The 21,202-nt window shown below is 47.1% G+C and carries 23 protein-coding genes; 17 read left to right on the top strand and 6 right to left on the bottom strand.

The window, feature by feature from the left end:
- Window positions 1-234, top strand: coding sequence for a hypothetical protein (locus FQV43_RS06770; protein ID WP_144273177.1), 234 nt, complete (start codon window positions 1-3; stop codon window positions 232-234).
- A gap of 14 nt (window positions 235-248) precedes the next feature.
- Window positions 249-641, top strand: coding sequence for an RNA-binding S4 domain-containing protein (locus FQV43_RS06765; protein ID WP_144273453.1), 393 nt, complete (start codon window positions 249-251; stop codon window positions 639-641).
- On the opposite strand, the gene FQV43_RS06760 is transcribed toward FQV43_RS06765, so the two are convergent.
- From FQV43_RS06760 to FQV43_RS06740, 5 genes are all read right to left on the bottom strand, one after another.
- Window positions 615-1,604: a GTP pyrophosphokinase family protein gene (locus tag FQV43_RS06760; protein ID WP_144273176.1), complete on the bottom strand. Its 990-nt coding sequence runs from the start codon at window positions 1,602-1,604 to the stop codon at window positions 615-617. The two genes, FQV43_RS06765 and FQV43_RS06760, sit on opposite strands and share 27 nt — an antisense overlap.
- A 65-nt stretch (window positions 1,605-1,669) precedes the next feature.
- Entirely contained in the window at window positions 1,670-2,287 is a 618-nt protein-coding gene (locus FQV43_RS06755; RefSeq protein ID WP_146339633.1) for a hypothetical protein, read from the bottom strand.
- Between the two features lie 97 nt (window positions 2,288-2,384).
- Window positions 2,385-3,800, bottom strand: a complete 1,416-nt coding sequence (locus tag FQV43_RS06750; protein WP_146339631.1) for an exonuclease domain-containing protein — start codon at window positions 3,798-3,800, stop codon at window positions 2,385-2,387.
- A gap of 49 nt (window positions 3,801-3,849) precedes the next feature.
- Window positions 3,850-6,069, bottom strand: coding sequence for a glycogen debranching protein GlgX (gene glgX / locus FQV43_RS06745; protein ID WP_246846879.1), 2,220 nt, complete (start codon window positions 6,067-6,069; stop codon window positions 3,850-3,852).
- A 26-nt stretch (window positions 6,070-6,095) separates the two neighbouring features.
- A complete protein-coding gene (locus FQV43_RS06740) occupies window positions 6,096-6,677 on the bottom strand; it encodes a TetR family transcriptional regulator (protein ID WP_146339629.1) in 582 nt (193 codons plus the stop codon).
- A 197-nt stretch (window positions 6,678-6,874) separates the two neighbouring features.
- Between FQV43_RS06740 and FQV43_RS06735 the strand changes: the two genes are divergently transcribed.
- The 14 genes from FQV43_RS06735 (at window position 6,875) to lgt (ending at window position 17,848) form a co-directional block, all read left to right on the top strand.
- Complete coding sequence (locus FQV43_RS06735; protein ID WP_146339627.1) at window positions 6,875-7,636, top strand: hypothetical protein; 762 nt, start codon at window positions 6,875-6,877, stop codon at window positions 7,634-7,636.
- Between the two features lie 33 nt (window positions 7,637-7,669).
- On the top strand, window positions 7,670-8,266 hold the full coding sequence (locus FQV43_RS06730) for a DUF2567 domain-containing protein (RefSeq protein ID WP_146339626.1): 597 nt from the start codon (window positions 7,670-7,672) through the stop codon (window positions 8,264-8,266).
- Window positions 8,267-8,346: 80 nt separating this feature from the next.
- On the top strand, window positions 8,347-9,672 hold the full coding sequence (hisD, locus tag FQV43_RS06725; RefSeq protein WP_146339624.1) for a histidinol dehydrogenase: 1,326 nt from the start codon (window positions 8,347-8,349) through the stop codon (window positions 9,670-9,672).
- Window positions 9,673-9,714: 42 nt separating this feature from the next.
- Window positions 9,715-10,866 (top strand): histidinol-phosphate transaminase, encoded by a 1,152-nt coding sequence (locus FQV43_RS06720; protein WP_146339622.1) that lies wholly within the window; start codon window positions 9,715-9,717, stop codon window positions 10,864-10,866.
- A 38-nt stretch (window positions 10,867-10,904) separates the two neighbouring features.
- Window positions 10,905-11,510, top strand: a complete 606-nt coding sequence (gene hisB, locus FQV43_RS06715; RefSeq protein WP_146340462.1) for an imidazoleglycerol-phosphate dehydratase HisB — start codon at window positions 10,905-10,907, stop codon at window positions 11,508-11,510.
- Window positions 11,507-11,791, top strand: coding sequence for a hypothetical protein (locus FQV43_RS06710; RefSeq protein WP_371710870.1), 285 nt, complete (start codon window positions 11,507-11,509; stop codon window positions 11,789-11,791). The genes hisB and FQV43_RS06710 overlap by 4 nt, the downstream gene beginning before the upstream one ends.
- 94 nt (window positions 11,792-11,885) lie before the next feature.
- On the top strand, window positions 11,886-12,518 hold the full coding sequence (gene hisH / locus FQV43_RS06705) for an imidazole glycerol phosphate synthase subunit HisH (RefSeq protein WP_144273450.1): 633 nt from the start codon (window positions 11,886-11,888) through the stop codon (window positions 12,516-12,518).
- 59 nt (window positions 12,519-12,577) lie between these two features.
- Complete coding sequence (priA, locus tag FQV43_RS06700) at window positions 12,578-13,315, top strand: bifunctional 1-(5-phosphoribosyl)-5-((5-phosphoribosylamino)methylideneamino)imidazole-4-carboxamide isomerase/phosphoribosylanthranilate isomerase PriA (protein ID WP_146339619.1); 738 nt, start codon at window positions 12,578-12,580, stop codon at window positions 13,313-13,315.
- A 1-nt stretch (window position 13,316) separates the two neighbouring features.
- Window positions 13,317-14,090, top strand: a complete 774-nt coding sequence (locus FQV43_RS06695; RefSeq protein WP_144273166.1) for an inositol monophosphatase family protein — start codon at window positions 13,317-13,319, stop codon at window positions 14,088-14,090.
- A gap of 68 nt (window positions 14,091-14,158) precedes the next feature.
- On the top strand, window positions 14,159-14,950 hold the full coding sequence (gene hisF / locus FQV43_RS06690; protein ID WP_144273165.1) for an imidazole glycerol phosphate synthase subunit HisF: 792 nt from the start codon (window positions 14,159-14,161) through the stop codon (window positions 14,948-14,950).
- Window positions 14,934-15,299 carry a phosphoribosyl-AMP cyclohydrolase gene (hisI, locus tag FQV43_RS06685; protein WP_144273164.1) on the top strand — a complete coding sequence of 122 codons (366 nt, stop codon included), beginning with the start codon at window positions 14,934-14,936 and terminating at the stop codon, window positions 15,297-15,299. Before hisF ends, hisI begins: the two co-directional genes overlap by 17 nt.
- Window positions 15,300-15,311: 12 nt before the next feature.
- The gene (locus FQV43_RS06680) at window positions 15,312-15,965 is read left to right on the top strand and encodes a TIGR02234 family membrane protein (RefSeq protein WP_246846877.1); all 654 of its coding nucleotides are present in this window, start codon (window positions 15,312-15,314) and stop codon (window positions 15,963-15,965) included.
- An 83-nt stretch (window positions 15,966-16,048) separates the two neighbouring features.
- Window positions 16,049-16,855: an indole-3-glycerol phosphate synthase TrpC gene (trpC, locus tag FQV43_RS06675; RefSeq protein WP_144273163.1), complete on the top strand. Its 807-nt coding sequence runs from the start codon at window positions 16,049-16,051 to the stop codon at window positions 16,853-16,855.
- A 96-nt stretch (window positions 16,856-16,951) separates the two neighbouring features.
- Window positions 16,952-17,848 carry a prolipoprotein diacylglyceryl transferase gene (lgt, locus tag FQV43_RS06670; protein WP_146339617.1) on the top strand — a complete coding sequence of 299 codons (897 nt, stop codon included), beginning with the start codon at window positions 16,952-16,954 and terminating at the stop codon, window positions 17,846-17,848.
- 96 nt (window positions 17,849-17,944) lie between these two features.
- Here lgt and FQV43_RS06665 read toward each other — a convergent pair whose 3' ends face one another.
- Window positions 17,945-19,243, bottom strand: a complete 1,299-nt coding sequence (locus tag FQV43_RS06665; RefSeq protein WP_144273161.1) for an MFS transporter — start codon at window positions 19,241-19,243, stop codon at window positions 17,945-17,947.
- A 537-nt stretch (window positions 19,244-19,780) separates the two neighbouring features.
- Here FQV43_RS06665 and pyk point away from each other — a divergent pair.
- Window positions 19,781-21,199 (top strand): pyruvate kinase, encoded by a 1,419-nt coding sequence (pyk, locus tag FQV43_RS06660; protein WP_146339615.1) that lies wholly within the window; start codon window positions 19,781-19,783, stop codon window positions 21,197-21,199.
- The last annotated feature ends 3 nt before the right edge of the window (window positions 21,200-21,202 follow it).

Here is a 21,202-nt window from a genome sequence, read left to right as displayed (position 1 = left end):
ATGTCGTTACAACATAGACCAAATAACCCTATCGAGTTACGTAAACAAGCTGTACGTCGTAATGCGGCCAAAGCCCTTATCTGCGTGGGTGGTGGCGTAGTGGGTGGGTTATCTCTCGGATTCTTATTAGCATCACAGACACTTATGGTGCTTGGCTTTGTTATCGCTGTAGTTGGCGGCGCTTTCTATGCCAATAAAGTGCGTTCTATTATCAATCAACGTGATAACTACTAAAAAATAAAAGCATGATGGAGGATACTTTACCCACTAACCCAGTGCGTATTGATGCCTGGGTGTGGGCAGTTCGCTTGGTAAAGACTCGCTCTCAAGCAATACAGGCGTGTAAAGCAGGGCACATCAAGTTAGCTGGTAAGGCGGTCAAGGCTTCGCAATCCATTACTCCTGGTGATCGTGTAAGAGTATGGGTGGATCATCGTGAATATGATGTGGAAGTAGTGCATACTATCAAAAAACGAGTAGGGGCACAGATTGCGCGAAGTTGTTATGTGGATCATTCGCCACCGCCTGTGCCACGAGAGATCATTATGTCTATGCCTAGAAGAGATCGTGGAGCAGGTCGCCCTACGAAAAAAGAACGACGCGAAATCGATCGATTACGTGGCAGACGTGAGCATTTCTAATCTATGCTTGAGTTTTGCTGGACGATGTAGGGCTCGCTTGCCAATTTTTTCTGTTTTCTTAATATGATCTTCGCGATAGCGATAGAGCAATAAGTCATCAATAATTCTTATTTGACCAGGTTGAAACCGATACTTAAAAGCACTTGATACTGCTTCAATATCCTGGTCATTAAGTAAGGAACGCAAGCTAGCCACACTTGTTATATCGTGTGCGGTGAGTAATTCATCGAGGAAACGATAATCTTGCATACGTGATTGAGGAAAACGCGTACCGACGATCATCGCAAGAATACCCGGTAAAGTTTGCGGGCTTAGCTCAAGGTCATTGTCTTGTGGTGTTTCTGGTTGCTTAATTGCTGCAATCTGATCAAATTGCTGATCCGCCAGCTCAATAAGTCCTGCTGCAAGAGTAAACGCACGATCAATCCGTGGATCCAATTCTTGTTGATTACGCTTATAACGAATATCATGCTCAAACTCTGCCCAGGCATGCTGAAGTACAGTACGAATTTGCACCTCGAATTGGTGCCCTGCGTAGCTGCTTAGTTCTTGAGACGCATGATCTACTTCAAGAATAAGATGGTGTGAGCCATACCCAAACCCACCAGCAATACGTGTTTGCGCAGCTTTATCGACGGAACGGTGCACGATAAACGTATCTTTGAGTACCTCAACAATTTGGGGAATATCTGTGGAATGAAAAGTGGTGATGCGTATGCCAATCAGGTCATGAATATCATTCCATGGCTGTGGGTACATAAGTTCGCCACTGGCAGTGCGCTTTTTTGCTTTTGCTTTGAGCGACTGCCATTCTTTGAGCCGTCCACTGACTCTATCGAAGGTTAAACCTGCGTCGGACAGCACATCTTCGATAGTATCGACAAGATCGTCAGGTGCATCAGGATGTGCATTGACGAACTTTTGATAAAAGCTATGCAATCGCTGCAGCTGAGCTTGTGGCACGATACCTCCGAGATGAAAGATGATGAAGAGGGCATGGGATATTCAACGACATTTTATTATCTTCTTTATCCCACACTAATAGCACATTGAGCGTGTTGCGGGAGTACATGGGTAGGAAATCCCTGGGCACAATAAAAAACCGGCGGAATGCGGTGTGGATGGTGTGCACAAAAATGTTCCGTTATCCAGGTACTTAATGAAGAATGATGCCCAGGTTGTGGGATTGGCTCAGCAAGGAGCATAGAATTATCAGGTGCATAATAGGCTAATGGTGCACCAAGCAATTGGGAAAAGTGTTTATCCAAAATACTAAAACTTAAGGGGTGGGCAAGCCATGACCCAATTGCGCTGCCGTGGGCGCGTATTTGGATACCAGTTGTTGCGCGAGAACTAAGGTAACTGCTTGGTCGATGCGAAAAACATATCCCTTGGGGACGTGTTGCTACGCGGATAGTATTCTGAGCACCTAAATCCCAGGCTTGTTTGATACTGAGCTGTAGCTGAGCAAGCTCGGTATAGCATAATCGTTTTCCACCCAGGCTAAACGTAGTGGCTAAATAGGGGGATAAGGAAATTGATGCATGAGAGGTATCAAAGTGCTGACTATGAGTTTGTGTGCGTTGTTTCCACGGCACAGGTGTTAGTTCTAGAAAGAGTTGCTCGACATTGGCAATATCGGTCATAGGAGGGTCCTTATCACTATCAGTAGTATTTGTTGATTCTTTGATAGGGAATAGACGGATCGGCTATGACTATGGTTCCTCAGTTGAGCAAGAAAACTTAGAATGGTGGTTGTTCTTCTTCTATCTGAGTGGGGTCGAGCCCCAGAGCGTCGAAAAGCTCTCGAGAGGTCCACATGGTAATGTCTTGTCCTTTCCCGATAAGTTCTTCGGCACGTTTTTGCTTAGTGGTGATGGATTCCCATGCTCCGATAGCAAGTAACGTGGTTTTCTTTGTTACATTCTTGGCAATGATTCCACCTTGGTAAGCGATTTTTTCCCACAGCACTGCTTTATCGAAAGGCGAGAAATCTCCAGTGAGTGTAATACATTGTCCAAATAAAGGTGCTTGTGGATCGGCATGTTCATTAGGTTGCGGGATGATTTCTGGTGTTGCTGCTTTTTCCCATTTATTACGATTGTGGCGAGAATTATTTTCGTGCTTTTCTTTTCCGACCCTAGATCCTGCCGTAGAGTCATCAGCTGAATGAGCGTTGCTCGTTGCGTCGTCAGTGATATAGGCGCTTGGTTGTTTGAGCACCGGGTACACACGATCCGCATTGAGGGAACCAAGATTAAAATGAAAATGCTCATATAGTCCCCGAATAGAACCCTCATAGTGTGCTTTTTGCGCAATCCCCAAAACAATTTCAGCACAAGCGAGCGCGTCTGCACAGGCATCATGGTGATCATGGAAATCGATCTGGAAAAACTGTGCCAGAGTAGGGAGCTTGTGATTTTCCACTCCAAGGTGTGCTGCTCGCGACAGAGTGAGGGAACACCCAAAAGCTAAGGTAGGAATGGGTGCACCTGCAGCCTGGGCAGCTCGTCGTAATGCTGTCATGTCGAATTGAGCATTATGCGCTATAACTATGAGATCGCCAATATACTCCACAACTTCGCCTAGTACTTGGGCAAATGGTGGTTCATCAACTACAGTCTCAGCAGTAATATGATGAATCGCGGTATTCATGGGATCAAAATAAGAAAGACTTGCTGGGGGTTGGCACAGCCATGATCGCTTGTCGACGACCACCCCAGCACGTACAATTGCTACTCCGATCTGGCAGATAGAACCCCAATCGCTATTAGCAGTCTCTACATCGAGAGCAGCAAAATTAAGTTCATGCTCTTCTTCTCGTTGTGGTTCTTCTTGCGGCTCTGGCTCAGGATCTGGGTGCTCATCAGGGAGAGAACCCATTTGTGCTTGTTGCAGCAGGTCGAGAAAGCGCTGTTGCCTTTGTGCGGTACCGGGAGAAAAAGTAAGTTCAGTTATGGTGCCTTGAGCAGAATGGATACGCACTGTGCCATGCTGAAAAGCAGTTGCTTGTTCGCTCAGTTCTACTGTCGTAATTTCGGCAATATCTAGGCTGCGTGCTTCTTGTCCTAGTGCTGCAAGCAGAACTGTTGGGCGCATGATAAGGTGCTGTAGCGTTATCTCTAGTTCTACACCGTGTGCGCGTATATGTGCTGTCATAATGCCAACGAGGCCTTTCTGGTTCTGTTTCCTTTAGGGGATCCACACGCTAGTAGCGTTGTGCTGGGGCAGGTGCGTAATCATCGTGGGCAGGTGGTTGCTGAACTGGTGCTTCTAATCTCAACAGCATTGTTGATCTACTTGGAACAGTAATAGTGCCTTGAGCTGGAATAATAAGTGGTTCCTTGGGGTAGCCGATTGGTTCGGTAGTATCAACAATGAGTTTCCATTGTTGCCCGAATTGCTCATCTGGGGTACTAAACACAATGTCATCATGGTGTGCATTGAACATGAGTAAGAAAGAATCATCCACAATGGTGCGTCCACGCTCATCTGGTTCAACTATGGCATTGCCATTGAGATAGACCATGAGCGATTTACCAAAAGCAAAATCCCAATCATCTTGGGTCATCAATTTTCCAGAAGGGACCAGCCAAGCAATATCTCGCTCATTGGCCTCATGGTGCCCCAATGGACCTCCGGCTAAGAACCGTCGTCTGCGGAAAACTGGATGGTTATGCCGAATTTTAATGAGCCGCTTCGTAAATTCAAGCAGCGCTGCGTTTTCTTCGGCTAGCGACCAGTCAATCCACGATAGCTCATTATCTTGGCAGTAGACATTGTTATTACCGTTTTGGCTACGACCAATTTCGTCCCCATGAGCAATCATCGGTGTGCCTTGACTGAGTAGGAGAGTGGTCAAGAAATTACGGCGTTGGCGTGCTCGCAGTGCCCGCACGTTTGGATCATCAGTATGGCCTTCGACACCGCAATTCCAGGAGCGATTATAGCTTTCGCCATCTCGGTTTTCCTCCCCATTGGCATCATTGTGTTTGTCGTTATAACTGACCAAGTCAGTGAGCGTGAAACCATCGTGCGCCGTAACAAAATTGATGGATGCTGTCGGTCGCCTACCGTTATGGGCATAGAGATCAGAAGAACCAGTAAGACGCGAAGCAAATTCACCCAAGGTAGCTGGTTCACCTCGCCAAAAATCTCGGACAGTGTCACGGTATTTTCCATTCCATTCTGTCCACAGAGCAGGGAAATTGCCGACTTGGTATCCGCCTTCCCCTACATCCCAAGGCTCAGCAATCAGCTTGACCTGCGAAACAATAGGATCTTGCTGCACTAGATCAAAAAAAGAGGCGAGCTTATCGACGTCATGCAGTTCACGTGCCAGAGTTGCAGCTAAATCAAACCGGAAACCGTCGACGTGCATCTCTGTGACCCAATAACGCAAGGAATCCATGATTAATTGCAAAGAATGGGGATGGCGCACATTCAAGGAATTACCGGTACCGGTGTAGTCCATATAACGCGCTTTGTCTTGTGCTACCAAGCGATAATACGCTGCATTATCAATTCCGCGGAAAGCAATGGTGGGACCGAGATGATTACCTTCTGCAGTGTGGTTGTAGACCACATCGAGAATGACCTCAATGCCTGCTTCATGCATGGTACGCACCATACTCTTGAACTCGCTTACAGCACCGCCTGCTTTCTGGCTGGCAGCATAATCAGCGTGAGGTGCGAAAAAACCAAAGGTGTTATAGCCCCAATAGTTACGCAATCCAAGATCACGGAGTCGATCATCATGCAAGAACTGATGTACCGGCATAAGCTCAATTGCCGTAACACCTAGGTCTTGCAGATAATGAATGATTGCCGGGTGGGCTAAACCAGCATACGTACCACGTAAGTGTTCTGGCACTTCTGGATGTGTCATTGTCATGCCTTTGACATGGGCTTCATAAATAACGGTTTTATTATCTGGAATCCGTGGCGGTCGATCTGCACCCCAATCAAAAAACGGATTGACCACAACAGAGAGCATGGTATGCCCTAAACTGTCTTGAGTGTTGCGCGCCTGGAGATCATCAGGATTGGTGATGTCGTAGCTAAAAAGTGAAGGGTCGCCATCAAATTCACCGTCGAAAGCGCGTGCATAAGGATCAACTAATAATTTTGCCGGATCACAGCGAAGCCCTTGCGTGATGTCATATGGCCCGTGTACTCGGTACCCATAGCGCTGACCCGGAATAATGCCGGGAAGATAGCAATGCCAAATATGATGGTCACATTCTTCGAGCGTAATTCTTTCTTCCTTACCAGCCCGATCGATGAGACATAACTCTACGCGCTCTGCCACTTCGGAAAAGAGGGCGAAATTAGTGCCTGATCCATCATAAGTAGACCCTAAAGGATATGCCGATCCAGGGTAGACAATTCGATTCATATCCTGGTCACTTATAGTTTCTTGGCTCATATTTGGAGATTTTACCCTGTTTTATCCTAGAGACGAGATGAGTGGCTTATAGCGCCGTTGAGGATAAGGCTAATGCCTGCTAAAAAAGATTCATCGCCGTGCGACTCTCGCTCAGGTGATGGCGAACTCATGCTGATTTCTACATCATGACGTTGTTGTTGGAGTTGTTCTACTGTAGTCGCACCAAGAATAAAATGAACAGTTGTTTGCGCAACGGTTTCTCGTAATGCACTAGGGCAAAAATCTAGGGTGAGCATGAGTTGTTGTTCTAGTTCTTGTCGCAGATGTTCGTCCGCAAGCGCAGCACCAATTAATTCTGCACCGTCACGGTAACTAAGCATGAGGGTGCGCAATTGCGTGCAGGTTGTGATAAATCGGTGTGGGGTACTTGCAGGGGAGGAAACCGGAGTGGTATTTGCGAGAAAAGGCTTTAGTATTTCTCTGGCAGTAGCGTCGATAAGCGCTTGCTTATTCTGGAAATGCCAATAAAGAGCACCTGGGGCAACACCTAATTGGCGGGCTAAACGACGCATCGTCATATCAGCTAACCCGTAAGAATGAAGAATATCGAGACTTGTCTTTATGATGAGGTCTTTACTCAACTGCACTTTCTCCAGAGTAGTCCAAAGCAGTCTAAAAATAATCCTAAAAGTACAGACATGGATGACATGGGTTAGGGTGGAAAAGAAACGAAAATGTCCAACGCAGAGATAGTCTTTGCATAGGGTTTATAGCGTTTGTCTACAATGTCCCTACAATGGTGCTCAAAGAAACAGTAGTTAACAGTAGTTAGAGGAGAACAATAGTGTCACACCACAACAACATCAGGTTCAGCAAGCGCAATGCCAGGAAAACAGCGATTGTGATGCTTTGCGCTGCATCAACTTTTGCACTTGTTGCGTGTGGCAATGATAAAGACTCTGCCGCATCTGCTGGCAGTTCTGCAACGTCGTCATCAGCGAAAACGACGGCAAGTTCAGCAGCAACTACCACAGAACACAGCGAAACCAGTGCTGCGCTAGAGTCATCACCTGCACCGGAATCAACTTCTGTAGCAGAACTATCGCATAATGTGGCACCAGAGCAACCACAAGGTCAAGCACCAACTCCAGCAGATGCTGCTGCACCTGTTGCACCTGCTGCGCCACCAGCTCCAGTGGAGCCGCCGGTTCCTCTGGGAAATGATGTGACAGCTCCTGGTGTTGCTGAGGTTAATGGTGGACCAGCTACACCAGAAGATGCCGCTGCAATTGAAGCATTAGAACGTAATATCTCTCAAGCTACAACATTTCGCGAGTATGTTTCTTATGTTCCCAATAACACCTGTCGTCAGGTGCAAGCAGAACGTGGGGGCGAAGCTGCAATGAATACAGACTCAGTACCAGATACTCCATTGGCGCAGGTACCTGCATACCAGCAAGCTAATCCCACTATTGACAAGGTGAGCAATATCAAAGTTGAGGGTGATACAGCCTCGGCTCAGGTAACAGCAAGCACTGGTGGTACTCCTACCACAGCAACCCATCGTTATCTTAAAGAGGATGGGCGCTGGAAGTTCTGTAAGTAAAGTGATCACCCGCAAAGAGAATGAGAGAGTGCCTTGGGCTTAACAACAACAAAACGCAGTGTGCATTCCTATGCCAGTGTGGTGCTTGCAAGCATTGCTCTTTTTGCTCTATGCGGGGTTATCTGGGCTGTTATCCGCCCCAGCTATCAGGTGACTGTTCTTCGGGACGGGCAAGGACAGTTAGGCGATGAAACCAACATAGAATTTAGATCTTTTTTCTGGTTCAGTCTTGTTACTATGATTGCAGCCTTGGTACTTAGTATCGGGGTATTTCACCGCATCCGTCCACGCAGCGTCATAATGATGTGGTGGCTTGCATTATGGACGCTCATTGGTTCTTTCGTATGCTTAAAAGTGGGCACTTCAGTCAGCGTTATGCTCTACGGGGTAAGTCAAAGCGATATTAGTGCTCTTGTCCCAGGGGAGCATATATCGTATGTTCCACCTTTTGAGAGCGGAATTGCGGTTTTCTTTCTGAGCCCTTTTGTCGCGGTATTGTCCTATTGGCTTGGTTGCCTAGTATATGTTGCTCCCGACGCAGTGGATATGCCAGATACAGCTGCGGCAGTTGAAAAGTTTGATTCACATACTCGTGCAGATATTCCTACTCCTGTGCAGCGCAAATTATAATATCTATAGTGCTATCAAAGAACTGTATTGCAAGTAGGTGTAGCGTAGACAGTTCAAGTGAATCATGAAAGAAAAACTATATGCTCAATGTTATTGATTTGCGTGGTCACAATCCGACCACAAGCCAACTTCGGCGTGCCCTACCTCGTGGAAATACTGATATCAACGCTGTTCTTAGCACAGTGGAACCTGTGGTTGCTGCAGTACGTGAGCATGGTGCTCAGGCTGCGCTAGATTTCGGTGAAAAATTTGATGGTATTCGCCCAGAGCACGTGCGAGTGCCGAGCGAGATCATAGAGCAAGCACTAACCCAGCTTGACCCACAGGTACGCAGCGCTTTGGTAGAGTCGATTAATCGTGTTCGTACTGTACATCGTGAGCAATTGCCCACAACGCACACTACACAGCTTGCTCCTGGGGGGACGGTTACTGAGCGATTCATTCCAGTAGAACGTGTAGGTTTGTACGTTCCTGGTGGTCAAGCTGTGTATCCCTCCAGTGTGATTATGAACGTGATTCCTGCACAAGAAGCAGGGGTGGAGTCATTGGTTATTGCTTCTCCACCGCAAGCAGCGCATGGTGGTTATCCACATCCAACAATTCTTGCTGCTTGTGCGCTATTAGGTATTACTGAAGTGTGGGCAGTGGGAGGTAGTCAAGCCATTGCCCTGCTTGCCTATGGCGACGACGTCGAAAAGCTAGAGCCAGTAGATATGATTACTGGACCTGGAAATGTTTATGTTACTGCAGCAAAGCGGCTGGTTCGTTCTGTGGTAGGCATTGATGCCGAGGCAGGTCCTACAGAAATTGCTATTCTCGCTGACGAAAGTGCTCATCCTGTATGGGTTGCCTATGATCTCATTAGTCAAGCAGAACATGATGGTATGGCTGCTTCTGTGCTTATTACAGACTCGGAGTCACTTGCTCAAGCAGTGCAAAAAGAAATTGCCCAGCGCTATGAGGTTACGCTGAATGCGTCGCGGGTTGCTCAAGCATTACAAGGTGAACAGTCGGGTATTGTTCTGGTGGATGATCGTGATACCGCGATTGGCGTCGCTAATGCTTATGCGGCAGAACATCTAGAAATTCATATGCAGGATGCTGCTGCGGTAGCACAGCACATTAAGCACGCGGGAGCAATTTTTGTTGGCGAGTTTTCTCCAGTTCCACTTGGCGATTATTCTGCAGGTTCTAACCATGTGCTTCCTACTTCAGGATCGGCGCGTTATAGCTCTGGCTTATCGACGCACACCTTCTTGCGAGCTGTTAATGTCATTGAATATAACCGAGATGCGTTATCGGAAATCGCGCCAACTGTGGTGGCATTAGCGCAAGCAGAGTCATTACCTGCACATGGTGAGGCGATTCGCGCTCGATTTGAGAACCTACCCACTAGCGCTGAATAAGAATTCATAAGAAACAAAGCACATAATCATAAGAGGGCACCCATGGAACAAGAAGAATACAATGCAACTGGCTCTATTTCTGTAGCTGATTTAGCTATTCGCGATGACCTACGTGGCAAGCAAGCCTATGGTGCGCCACAACTCAATGTACGGGTGCGGCTTAATACCAACGAAAATCCATATCCACCCTCCGATGCACTCATCGAAGAATTAGCACATCGTGTAGCGCGTCAGGCTCATGAGCTTAATCGTTATCCTGATCGTGATTGCGTGGAGTTGCGCCAAGAGTTGGCGGCCTATGTGACAAAACAAACCGGATATTCTGTCACAAAAGACAATCTTTGGGCAGCAAATGGCTCCAATGAGATCTTAATGCAGCTATTTCAGGCTTTTGGCGGACCTGGCAGAAAGGCTTTGGGGTTTTCCCCAAGCTATTCTATGCACCCTATTCTTGCAACTGGTGCCTATACCGAGTTCATTGATTGCCCTCGTGATGAACATTTTGATATTGATATGCGTGCAGCCCATGATGCAATCGTTGAGCATAAGCCGCATATTATTTTCATTACAACCCCTAATAATCCCACTGGCAATAGCACCAGCTTGGAAGACATTGAGCACATTGTTCAGCTAGCGCCGGGTATTGTCATTATTGATGAGGCATATGCAGAGTTCTCACAACAACCCTCTGCAGTCGTGTTGCTGAAAAAATATCCACACAAAGTGGTGGTGTCGAGAACCATGAGTAAGGCGTTTGACTTTGCTGGGGCTCGTCTGGGATATTGCGTTGCAGACCCTGCATTTATCGAGGCGTTGATGCTTGTGCGATTGCCGTACCATCTATCGGCTATTTCGCAGGTATCAGCGATTGTAGCGCTCCAACACAGTGATGACACTCTGGCTACCGTCGAAATGCTTGTTCAAGAGCGTGAACGCGTAGCAGGACAATTAGCTGCAATGGGGTTTTATGTGCTACCTAGCCAGGCTAATTTCTTATTCTTCGGGCTTTTCGACGATCAGGCTCAGGCATGGCAGGCTTTTCTTGAGGAACAAGTGTTGATTCGGGACGTGGGAATAACTGGGTTCTTGAGAGTGACGATTGGAACTCCAGAGGAAAATGATGCTTTCTTAGCAGCTGCAAAAAATGTTCTTAAAGTGGCCAATATAGACTGTGCGCGTAGACAAGGAGAATAATCATGACAACTAGCACACAAGATACTCAGGATAATGATATGCCTCATGTGCGTCGTGCCATGATACAGCGCACCACCAAAGAAACCGATATTAGCGTTGAGCTGAATCTTGGTGGCACTGGAACCGTGGAAATCGATACAGGTATTGCTTTCTTTGACCATATGCTCACCGCTTTTGGAGTACATGGCGCTTTTGACCTTAAAGTTAAAGCACAAGGCGACATCCACATTGATGCCCACCACACCATTGAAGACACAGCAATCGTACTTGGCCAAGCACTCGCACAAGCTGTTGGCGACAAAAAAGGCATGAGACGCTTTGGTTCCTGTCAGTTACCTATGGATGAAGCCCTCGTCGAAGCAATCGTTGATTTTTCCGGGCGCCCATATTTCGTTATGACCGGGGAACCAGAACATCTAGTGCACTCTGTTATTGGCGGACATTATGCGACGGTAATCAACGCGCATTTCTTCGAGTCGCTTGCTTATAATGCGGGCATCACATTACATATTCGTTGTCTCTATGGTCGGGACCCGCACCACATTACTGAGGCGGAATATAAAGCGGTAGCGCGTGCTTTCCGAGAAGCACTGAGTGCTGATGAGCGCCTACGAGGTATTCCGTCTACTAAAGGAACATTGTGATACGAGAACTAGAGATAACATTCATGCACTATCCCAGGGACATCCTCGCGCAGACTATGGATGATTATGCCGAGTATGCCACGTTTTTTGCACGCAGCAGCAATGGCAGTGGGAATTATATCTTGGTCTATATCCTATTCCTCGTCGCTGGTCTTCTTGTTGGGGGAGTCTGGTCTGCATATAAAGCAGGTAATAAGCTCTTTGCTGTCATTTTGGCGCTATGCGCAGTTATTGCTGCGGCTGGAGGAGTGTTGTGGGCACTAGACTTCCTTGGCGGTTAACACTTATAGGCCTTATAGGCAATGTATAGGGGCAGGGAAACAATCGGGGAAACATACAGTGTAAAACAGCACTGAGAGAGAAAAGGTAATGAGTATGAAAACTGTGGCGCTATTGGATTATGGTGCAGGAAATATCCGTTCAGCCTGCCGAGCACTCGAACGGGTAGGGGCACAAGTTGAAATAACCCAAGACCCACATATTGCTGTAGAAGCAGATGGATTACTTGTTCCAGGAGTGGGAGCCTACGCAGCTTGTATGCAGGGACTCAAAGCCATCAGAGGAGATCGTATTATTGGTCAGCGCCTTGCTGGATCGCGCCCAGTGTTTGGTATTTGTGTAGGTATGCAGATTCTCTTTGATCAAGGAGTAGAGCATGGGCAAGAAACCCAAGGATGTGGCCAATGGCCGGGGGTTGTGGAACAACTCAAGGCTGATATTTTGCCGCATATGGGGTGGAATACTGTTGTTTCTCCTGAGCAATCTGAACTTTTCTCTGGTCTAGATGCAGCTACGCGATACTATTTTGTGCATTCTTTTGGCGTACGACGTTGGGATTTTGTTGAAGATGGGCTAACACAACCGCCTCTTGTGACGTGGGCACAGCATGAAGATGACCGCTTTATTGCTGCTATAGAAAATGGTCCGCTGTGGGCAACACAGTTTCATCCAGAAAAATCGGGTGATGCCGGGGCACAGCTATTAGAAAATTGGTTAGCGCAGTTATAATCTTCACAGATAGCGAAAGACAAAGCGCAAGATAATAAGAGCAAGTAGGATCATTACACATGGCATTTACCCTCCTTCCCGCTGTTGATGTTGTTTCAGGGCAAGCAGTGCGTCTAGAAAAAGGTGCGGCTGGTACCGAAAAGTTTTATGGTAGTCCACTTGAAGCTGCACTCAATTGGCAGAGTCAAGGAGCACAGTGGTTGCATTTTGTTGATCTTGATGCTGCTTTTGGTCGTGGTTCTAATTATGAACTGATGGCGCAGGTCGTTGGCTCATTGGATATTGCTGTGGAATTAACGGGTGGTATTCGTGATGATGCTTCCTTGGAAAAGGCACTTGCCACTGGGGCACGTCGAGTGAATATCGGTACGGCAGCGTTAGAAAATCCAACCTGGATCGCACAGTGCATTGATAAGTATGGTGAGAAAATTGCTATTGATCTTGCCGTACTTGAAGAAAATGGGCAGTGGCGGGCACGTGGGCGTGGCTGGGTGAGTGACGGTGGCGATTTATGGGAAGTGTTGGAGCGTTTTGATTCCTATGGCTGCCAGCGCTTTATCGTGACAGATGTGTCAAAAGATGGGGCATTAAGTGGAGTTAATGTGGATCTTTTGCGTGAGGTTTCCGCAGCAACTGATGCACAAATTGTAGCTTCAGGGGGTATTTCAAGTATTGACGATATTCTTGCTGTGGCTCAGTATGAAAACGAAGGCATAGACTCTGCGATTATCGGAAAAGCCTTGTACGAAAACCGTTTTAGTCTCAAAGAGGCTCTTGAGGCGGTAGCAGGACAATAAGATGCACGATATTCGCGAGCTTTATCATATTGCTGAATCTGCAATAGCTGGGGCGGAAAAGATTTTTTGCGCTGGTATCCATAGGCAGACAGTGCAAGAGCTGAAAGCACGCGGCGATTTTGCTACTGACATTGATCTAGAGATTGAGCGCTACTTACGGACGCATTTATATGAAGCCACGGGGATTACCGTCGTAGGCGAAGAATATGGTGGTCAGCAGGGTTCCCCGCAATGGGTTGTTGATCCTATTGACGGCACAGCAAATTATGCTACGCATAATCCCATGTCTGCCATTTTGCTCAGTTTGCTTATCGACGATCAACCCGTCGTCGCGCTGACCGCAATGCCATTGTTATCGCAAACATTTGGTGCCTATAAGAACTCGCCTTTACTATGCAATGGACAACCATACCAGTACAATATGCGCTCTCGTAGGCGCTGTGCTCATGTGGGAATTGGTGCTATGGGGTCTGCTCATGATGAGATACCTAGCAGCGCTAGGCAGGAAATTTTCCAAAGACTCTGTACTACGTCCTTGCGCCCACGTATTACTGGTTCGGTAGGTATTGACCTTGCATATGCAGCAGCAGGAATTTTCGATGCTGCGATTAGTTTTAGCCCGAATATTTGGGATAATGCTGCAGGAGTGTTGTTGGTGCAAGCAGCGGGTGGAGTAGTAAGTGATTTGTCCGGCAAGCCTTGGCATCCTGGAGCCTGTGGATTGGTAGCTGGAAGTGCGGTAGCGCATGAAGAAATAATGAGTGTGCTTGCCTAGAATGTCAGCATTGAGATCCAGTATGCCAGGGAAAATGACAATAGCGGAAAATATAAGGGGATAAGTATATGGCAGTAGCAGTCAGAGTCATCGCTTGTCTTGATGTTGATCAAGGCAGAGTTGTGAAAGGAGTAAATTTCGCAGACCTCAAAGATGCCGGTGATCCGGTGGCATTGGCTGCTCGCTATGAGGCTGAAGGCGTGGATGAGCTGACGTTCTTAGACGTTTCTGCCTCGAAAGATGGTCGCGGTACGATGCTTGAGGTAGTACGTCGAACCGCAGATCAGGTTTTTATTCCGCTTACTGTTGGTGGAGGAGTACGTACTGCCGAGGACGTTCATGAATTACTACACGCGGGTGCAGATAAGGTCAGTGTGAATACTGCAGCCATTGCACGCCCAGAGTTGTTGCGTGAACTTTCTCAGCAATTCGGTGCTCAATGTATCGTATTGAGCATTGATGCGCGTCGTAGTGCAGATGGTAGTGCAACGTACCCTAGTGGTTTTGAGGTTACTACTCATGGTGGTACTCGTTCAGCAGGGCTTGATGCAGTGCAATGGGCACAGCAGGCTCAAGAATTAGGCGTGGGGGAGATTTTGCTTAATTCTATGGATGGCGATGGCACCAAGCAGGGGTTTGATCTTGAGCTTATCGAAAAAGTGCGTTCCGTGGTCACTATTCCCATCATTGCTTCTGGAGGTGCAGGTAGGGCTGAACATTTTCCACCTGCATTAGCAGCGGGAGCCCAAGCAGTGCTTGCCGCGTCGATTTTTCACTTCTGCGAAGTCTCGATAGCCGAGGTAAAAGATGCCTTACGTGAAAATCAGTGGGAGGTGCGCACCTATGAGCAACGAGGATAACCCAGCTCAGTATCAACTTGATCCTGCCATTGCACAGCGAGTGAAATTTAATGACCAAGGTCTTGTACCTGCTGTTGTTCAGTCTGAAACTCAAGAAGTATTGATGCTTGCGTGGATGGATGCACATGCTCTTGCTTATACCTTGGCTACGAGAAAAGGAACATATTACTCTCGGTCGCGTCAGCAATACTGGATCAAGGGGGCTACCTCCGGCAATGTTCAATATGTGCGGCAGGTACGCTTGGATTGTGATGGTGATACTGTGCTGATGGTCGTAGAACAAACCGGAGCTGCGTGTCACACAGGTACACGAACTTGTTTTGATGACGATGTGTTGCTTGAAGAATGATGGTGATCAGTGGTGGCTAAACAAAATATCAAAGCAGTTATCGGAATTCTTCTCGGCGGTGGCATCATATGGGTCTCATCGCGAATGCCGTGGATCTCAGTTGAGGCTTTCGACGATAAAGCAGGGCGTATTACCACTAGTGTTCGCGGTGCTCTATGGAGTAATGAGCTTACTGCATTTGCCTTATTGCTGGTGGCAGCTGCGGTAGTTTCTTTAGCTTTGCGACGGCTAGCCAGAAGAATAATTGCTGTCAATGCTGCGATTGCAGCGGCTTTAGGCGCATGGCCACCTATGCAATTATTACTGCATAAACCAGATTATGAACGCATAGTGCATTTGCTTTCCTCTGAGAATTCACGTTCGCGCGCGCAGGATCCAGTTGTTCTTAATGATTGGGCAGAGATTATCAGAGCAGATGTGCAGACTTTATCGTTGTGTGTGGCATTATTTGGTTGTGCTCTAGCTTTTGTAGCGGCAGTGGTGTTGGTGCTACGACCAGGTACGGATGGTGCGCGAGCCAATCAGTATGAGCGCAAAGCTCAACGTCGTCAGCGTATCCGTGAGGATCTCATTTCTGATCCTGAATCTGGGCGTGTGATTTGGGATGCGTTAGACGCAGATATCGATCCAACAAGTGACTCGTCTGGCTCATCGAGAATGCCTTGAATTCGTTATCTGCGGTGAAGGCGTTAGGCTATGAGAGTAAGGTGCCAGTTGGGCTATACCGGGTTATGGTGAAGGATCGCGTTATGACTACAGTATTCGATGAGATCATTGCTGGGGTTATCGAAGATGTATCTGCACGTGAAGCAGAAATTTCTTATAAAGAGATGAAAGCGCGTTCTTATGACTGTCCACCACCTCGTGATGCGATGGCCGCACTGAAAAATGTTGGTTGCAGTATTATCGCTGAGGTTAAGAAGGCGGCTCCAGGGCACGTCATTGCCCATACTATTGAGCCAACGGCACTGGCTGCAGAGTTTGAGGCCGGTGGAGCACATATGATTGCGTGTCAAACAGAACGGCGGAATTTTAAGGGCTCATTAGAAGATATGTATGCGGTGCGTCAAGCAGTAAGCGTGCCAGTGATGTGCCGTGATTTTATTATTGATCCGTATCAGATACATGAAGCGCGTTATTATGGTGCAGATATGATTCCACTAAGAGTGGGGGCGTTGACGCAATCGCGTTTGGAGTCGTTAATTGATCGCACAGAGTCTTTAGGCATGACGGCTTTAGTGGAGGTGCATACTCCTGCGGAGGCTACGCGTGCTATGCAGGCATCGGCTAAGGTGATTGGGATTAATGCTCGTGATTTATCAACAATGACCATTGATAAGAAAATTTTTGCTGATATAGCTCCTGGTTTACCGCAAGATACTATTCGTGTTGCTTTGTCTGGGGTGCGTTCTAGTAAAGAATTACTCACGTATGCTTCTCAAGGTGCTGATGCAGTAGTCATAGGTGAGGAATTGGTGAGGGCTGCGTCACCGCGTTCTTTTACTCGCGCATTAGTAGCTGCTGGTCAGCATCCCTCTTGTCCATCGCGTTTCTAAGGATTCGTAGCACTCAATCGGGGGACTAGGGGTGGCATAGTGAGGTTCTATCAGGCACACTAGAGTGGTACATTTTGGTCGTCGAAAAGGCAGTAGATGAACGTCACGCAATTAGCTTTTATTCCGTCACCGCCGCAGGGAGTGTGGCATATTGGTCCGGTTCCTATTCGTGCTTATGCTTTATGCATTATTACAGGAATTATCATTGCCTTGTGGGTAGGAACTCGTCGATATAGCGCACGAGGTGGTAATAAAGATGTTGTTTTCGATGCAGCGATAATTGTCATTCCTGCAGGTATTTTGGGTGGACGCATTTATCATGTGCTCACTGATCACGACAAATACTTTTGCGATTCATGCAACCCTGTCGAAGTTTTCGCTATTACTAATGGTGGCTTGGGTATTTGGGGTGCCGTTATGTTGGGTACTGCGGCGGTATGGTTATATCTTCGCCATAAAAAAATTCCTTTTGCCCCTTTTGCTGATGCGATTGCCCCTGGTGTCATTATTGCTCAAGCAGTAGGTCGATTGGGGAATTGGTTTAACCAGGAACTTTATGGTGCCCCAACATCTGTTCCTTGGGGGCTAGAGCTTTATTATCGTGTGGATAATAACGGTAATTTAGCGCCTCTGACAGGTCATTCTACTGGTGAGGTTATGTCAGTGGTTCATCCGACTTTTCTTTATGAACTGCTGTGGAATGTACTTATTTTTCTCGTGCTGCTGTGGGCGGATAAGCGGTTCACACTAGGGCATGGGCGAGTGTTTGTGCTCTATGTAGCGGGTTATACTTTTGGTCGTTTCTTCGTAGAGAATATGCGCACTGACGACGCCATGCTCATCATGGGTATGCGTATTAATGCGTGGATGTCTATCATTGTTTTCATTCTTGCGTGCATTGCTTTCTTCGTGATGAAGAAAGGTCGCGAAACTCCTGAGCACGTCAGAGGGGAGACTGCTGAAAATAGTGAAGATAAAGCTGTTACTGCGTAAGTATTAGTAGTTATTAAAAACCGCGTTGTAATTGAGGTATGGTTTCCTCGGTGACAACGCGGTTTCTGTTATTCAATGCAATCATGCTTTTGTTTATTAGAGTTCTCGTTGAGCAAGATCTCTTGGAGTGCGTAGAAGTGCGATGATAGAAATTACACACATAACGGCGAGGTAGACACCAATTGTCCAGCTAGCGCCAGTGCGGTTGAGTAGCAATTGGGCGATCGTCGAGGCAAAGGCCCCGCCGAGGATAGACCCAAGGGCGTAGGAGAAAGCTACACCTGAGTAGCGAATTTCTCGATCAAACATTTCGGCGTACAGAGCGGATTGTGGTCCATAGCTTAGCGCTAAACCAGGGGTAAGGAGCAGCATGGCTAGAGCGAAGAGCCAGATTGATTTCATGTCGATCATGAACCACATAGGAATAGAGATAGCTAGCAAGAGGAGGTAGCCGATTAAGAATGTTTGTACGCGTCCGATGCGATCGCTGAGTGCGCCACTCCAGAGGGTAAGGAAAGTCCAGACGATAGCAGCGATAATAACGCATACAAAAATTTGTTTTTGCGGCATTCCTAAGGTTTTTACTGCATAGGATGCCATGAATGCAATCACCATATAACCAGCAACATTGTTGGCGGCAAAGATCAATGCTGCTTTGAGCACAGTAGGGAAGTGATGTTTGAGCAAGACCCCCAGCGGTGTGCTTGATTCGGCTTTGCGTCCGCGGATCTCCTCAAATACGGGTGATTCGCTTACTTTGCGACGTACGATAATGCCGACAACAACCAAAATAAAGCTAATGAGGAATGGGATGCGCCATGCCCAGTTCAGGTATGCTTCTGCACCGAAGAGAATGTTGAGCAAGAGCAACACTGAGGTAGCAAGAGTAAGACCAAGTGGGACTCCGATTTGTGGGAATGCTCCGAAATAACCGCGTTTGCCTTGTGGCGCGTGTTCGACAGAGAGCAAAGCTGCACCTCCCCATTCTCCACCGGCAGAAAAGCCTTGGAGGACGCGTAGGATCACGAGCAAAATTGGTGCTGCAATACCAATGGAGGCGTAGGTAGGTAGCGCACCAATAAGGGTGGTGGTAGCACCCATGAGGATTAGAGTTGCAGAAAGAACAATTTTTCGCCCATAGCGGTCACCTAGGTGACCAGCGATAATAGCTCCAAGTGGGCGGAAGAGGAAGCTGATTCCCAGTGTTGCCCAGGCGAGGATTTGTGCGATGGTGCCGTCGCCAGCTGGCTTAAAAAAGTGGGTTGCGAAAACTAATCCAGCTGCTTGCGCATAGATGAAAAAGTCGTACCATTCGATTGCTGTACCCACAAGGGTTGCGCCGAGGACTCTACGACGTTCTTGCACTGAAATAGTATTGTGCGAGTCTTGAGACATATGCTAGCTTTCTGGTCAATCAAAAAGATAAAGAAGGGGAAGAACACAGAATATAGGAATAGCTCTTCTGTACTCACGCTTAAGCGTATATGCAAGAGATGTTCGTTATCAAAAATTAACCAAAATTTTCCTTAGGTTTCATATTGGGAAAATACAAAGTCCTTGCCCGAAAGAAGGACTAGGGTGGAAGAGGCGTTTGCAGCACACGGTATTTGGCTGATGATTTTTATCTTTTCTCTGGAAAATCCCTTTTAGAGGGTAGTTTTTCTATTGTTCTTCTAAAGAATCTACGTCCTTGTTTGTGTTACAGGATTTCACATATTGTTATGTATTCCATATTTATATCACATAAGTGGTATTCGTTATATTTTGTATCATGTGCAGTGGAAAACCGTTCGAGGCAAAGTTGCTTTACGATGTTGCCTTACCATTTTGAGGGGATTGTGACGGGGAATTGGAGTGACATAAAATTCTCGGCATAGTAAAGTTTCTTGTCTGATCTAGCACTAACGAGAAATGAAGATTAGGCTTAAACACATGGAACGTCGCACAAAAATTGTTTGTACATTAGGCCCTGCAGTAGCAAGTGAAGAAAAAATACTTCGACTGGTGCAAGACGGCATGAATGTGGCTCGCTTGAATATGTCGCATGGTGAGCATGAAGATCATGAGAAAAACTACCATTGGGTGCGCAAAGCAACTGATGAAACAGGAAAAGCAGTCGGTATTCTTGCTGATCTCCAAGGGCCAAAAATTCGCCTAGGGCGCTTTATCGACGGTGCAACAGTATGGGAGAACGGTGAAACTGTGCGCATCACCGTCGACGATATAGAAGGAACGCACGATCGCGTATCAACCACTTATAAGAACTTGGCTAAAGATGCAAAGCCTGGTGATCGTTTGCTTGTCGACGATGGAAAAGTAGCATTGGTATGCACTGGTGTCGAAGGCGACGATGTTGTTTGCGAAGTGGTAGAAGGCGGACCAGTATCTAATAACAAAGGTGTTTCTTTGCCAGGTATGGACATTTCGGTACCTGCTCTTTCTGAAAAAGATATTCGTGATTTACGTTTTGCCCTTAACCTTGGTGTTGACTTCATTGCACTTTCTTTTGTGCGTTCCCCGCAAGACGTGGAATTAGTTCGCGCAGTTATGGATGAAGAAGGCAGGCGCGTGCCAGTTATCGCTAAGATCGAAAAACCAGAAGCAGTTGATGCTTTGGAGTCAATTGTTTTGGCTTTCGACGGCATTATGGTCGCTCGTGGTGATCTTGGTGTTGAAGTGGCGCTTGAGCAAGTGCCACTGATGCAGAAGCGTGCTATTCAGATTGCTCGTGAGAATGCAAAGCCAGTTATTGTTGCTACTCAGATGCTTGATTCGATGATTGAGAACTCTCGTCCTACTCGTGCTGAGGCATCGGATGTGGCAAATGCAGTGCTTGATGGTGCAGATGCAGTTATGCTTTCTGGAGAAACCTCTGTGGGTATTGATCCGCATAACGTAGTGCGTACGATGTCTCGTATTGTGAAATACGCGGAAACTTCTGGTCAGGTGCCAGATTTAGCGCATATTCCACGTACTAAGCGTGGTGTTATTTCTTATTCAGCGCGAGATATAGCAGAGCGCCTTAATGCTAAGGCCTTGGTTGCTTTTACTACGTCTGGTGATACCGCAAAGCGTGTGGCTCGTTTGCATTCTCAATTACCATTGTTGGTGTTTACTCCTTCGCAGGCAGTACGCAGTCAATTAGCGTTGACCTGGGGTGCGCAAACCTTCCTTACTCCAGAAATTAAAGATACTGATGATATGCTCAAGCAGATTGATGAGCAATTATTAGCAATGGAAGAATATGAACGTGATGATATGGTAGTTCTTGTTGCTGGTACACCACCAGGAATTTCTGGAAACACCAATATGATTCATGTGCACCTGTTAGGAGAAGAAGTACACGTATAGCGT

This window comes from Corynebacterium sp. sy039 (assembly GCF_007904105.1).
Lineage (GTDB): Bacteria > Actinomycetota > Actinomycetes > Mycobacteriales > Mycobacteriaceae > Corynebacterium.
Note: the sequence above shows the minus strand (reverse complement) of the source record. Positions and strands in the feature narration are given on the sequence as shown.

Bases quoted from the DNA above. Each gene is read 5' to 3' on its own strand.
- FQV43_RS06770 (WP_144273177.1), top strand. From the start codon at position 1: ATGTCGTTACAACATAGACCAAATAACCCTATCGAGTTACGTAAACAA.
- FQV43_RS06765 (WP_144273453.1), top strand. From the start codon at position 249: ATGGAGGATACTTTACCCACTAACCCAGTGCGTATTGATGCCTGGGTG.
- FQV43_RS06755 (WP_146339633.1), bottom strand. From the start codon at position 2,287: ATGACCGATATTGCCAATGTCGAGCAACTCTTTCTAGAACTAACACCT.
- FQV43_RS06750 (WP_146339631.1), bottom strand. From the start codon at position 3,800: ATGACAGCACATATACGCGCACACGGTGTAGAACTAGAGATAACGCTA.
- glgX (WP_246846879.1), bottom strand. From the start codon at position 6,069: ATGAGCCAAGAAACTATAAGTGACCAGGATATGAATCGAATTGTCTAC.
- hisD (WP_146339624.1), top strand. From the start codon at position 8,347: ATGCTCAATGTTATTGATTTGCGTGGTCACAATCCGACCACAAGCCAA.
- FQV43_RS06720 (WP_146339622.1), top strand. From the start codon at position 9,715: ATGGAACAAGAAGAATACAATGCAACTGGCTCTATTTCTGTAGCTGAT.
- hisB (WP_146340462.1), top strand. From the start codon at position 10,905: ATGCCTCATGTGCGTCGTGCCATGATACAGCGCACCACCAAAGAAACC.
- hisH (WP_144273450.1), top strand. From the start codon at position 11,886: ATGAAAACTGTGGCGCTATTGGATTATGGTGCAGGAAATATCCGTTCA.
- priA (WP_146339619.1), top strand. From the start codon at position 12,578: ATGGCATTTACCCTCCTTCCCGCTGTTGATGTTGTTTCAGGGCAAGCA.
- FQV43_RS06695 (WP_144273166.1), top strand. From the start codon at position 13,317: ATGCACGATATTCGCGAGCTTTATCATATTGCTGAATCTGCAATAGCT.
- hisF (WP_144273165.1), top strand. From the start codon at position 14,159: ATGGCAGTAGCAGTCAGAGTCATCGCTTGTCTTGATGTTGATCAAGGC.
- hisI (WP_144273164.1), top strand. From the start codon at position 14,934: ATGAGCAACGAGGATAACCCAGCTCAGTATCAACTTGATCCTGCCATT.
- trpC (WP_144273163.1), top strand. From the start codon at position 16,049: ATGACTACAGTATTCGATGAGATCATTGCTGGGGTTATCGAAGATGTA.
- lgt (WP_146339617.1), top strand. From the start codon at position 16,952: ATGAACGTCACGCAATTAGCTTTTATTCCGTCACCGCCGCAGGGAGTG.
- FQV43_RS06665 (WP_144273161.1), bottom strand. From the start codon at position 19,243: ATGTCTCAAGACTCGCACAATACTATTTCAGTGCAAGAACGTCGTAGA.
- pyk (WP_146339615.1), top strand. From the start codon at position 19,781: ATGGAACGTCGCACAAAAATTGTTTGTACATTAGGCCCTGCAGTAGCA.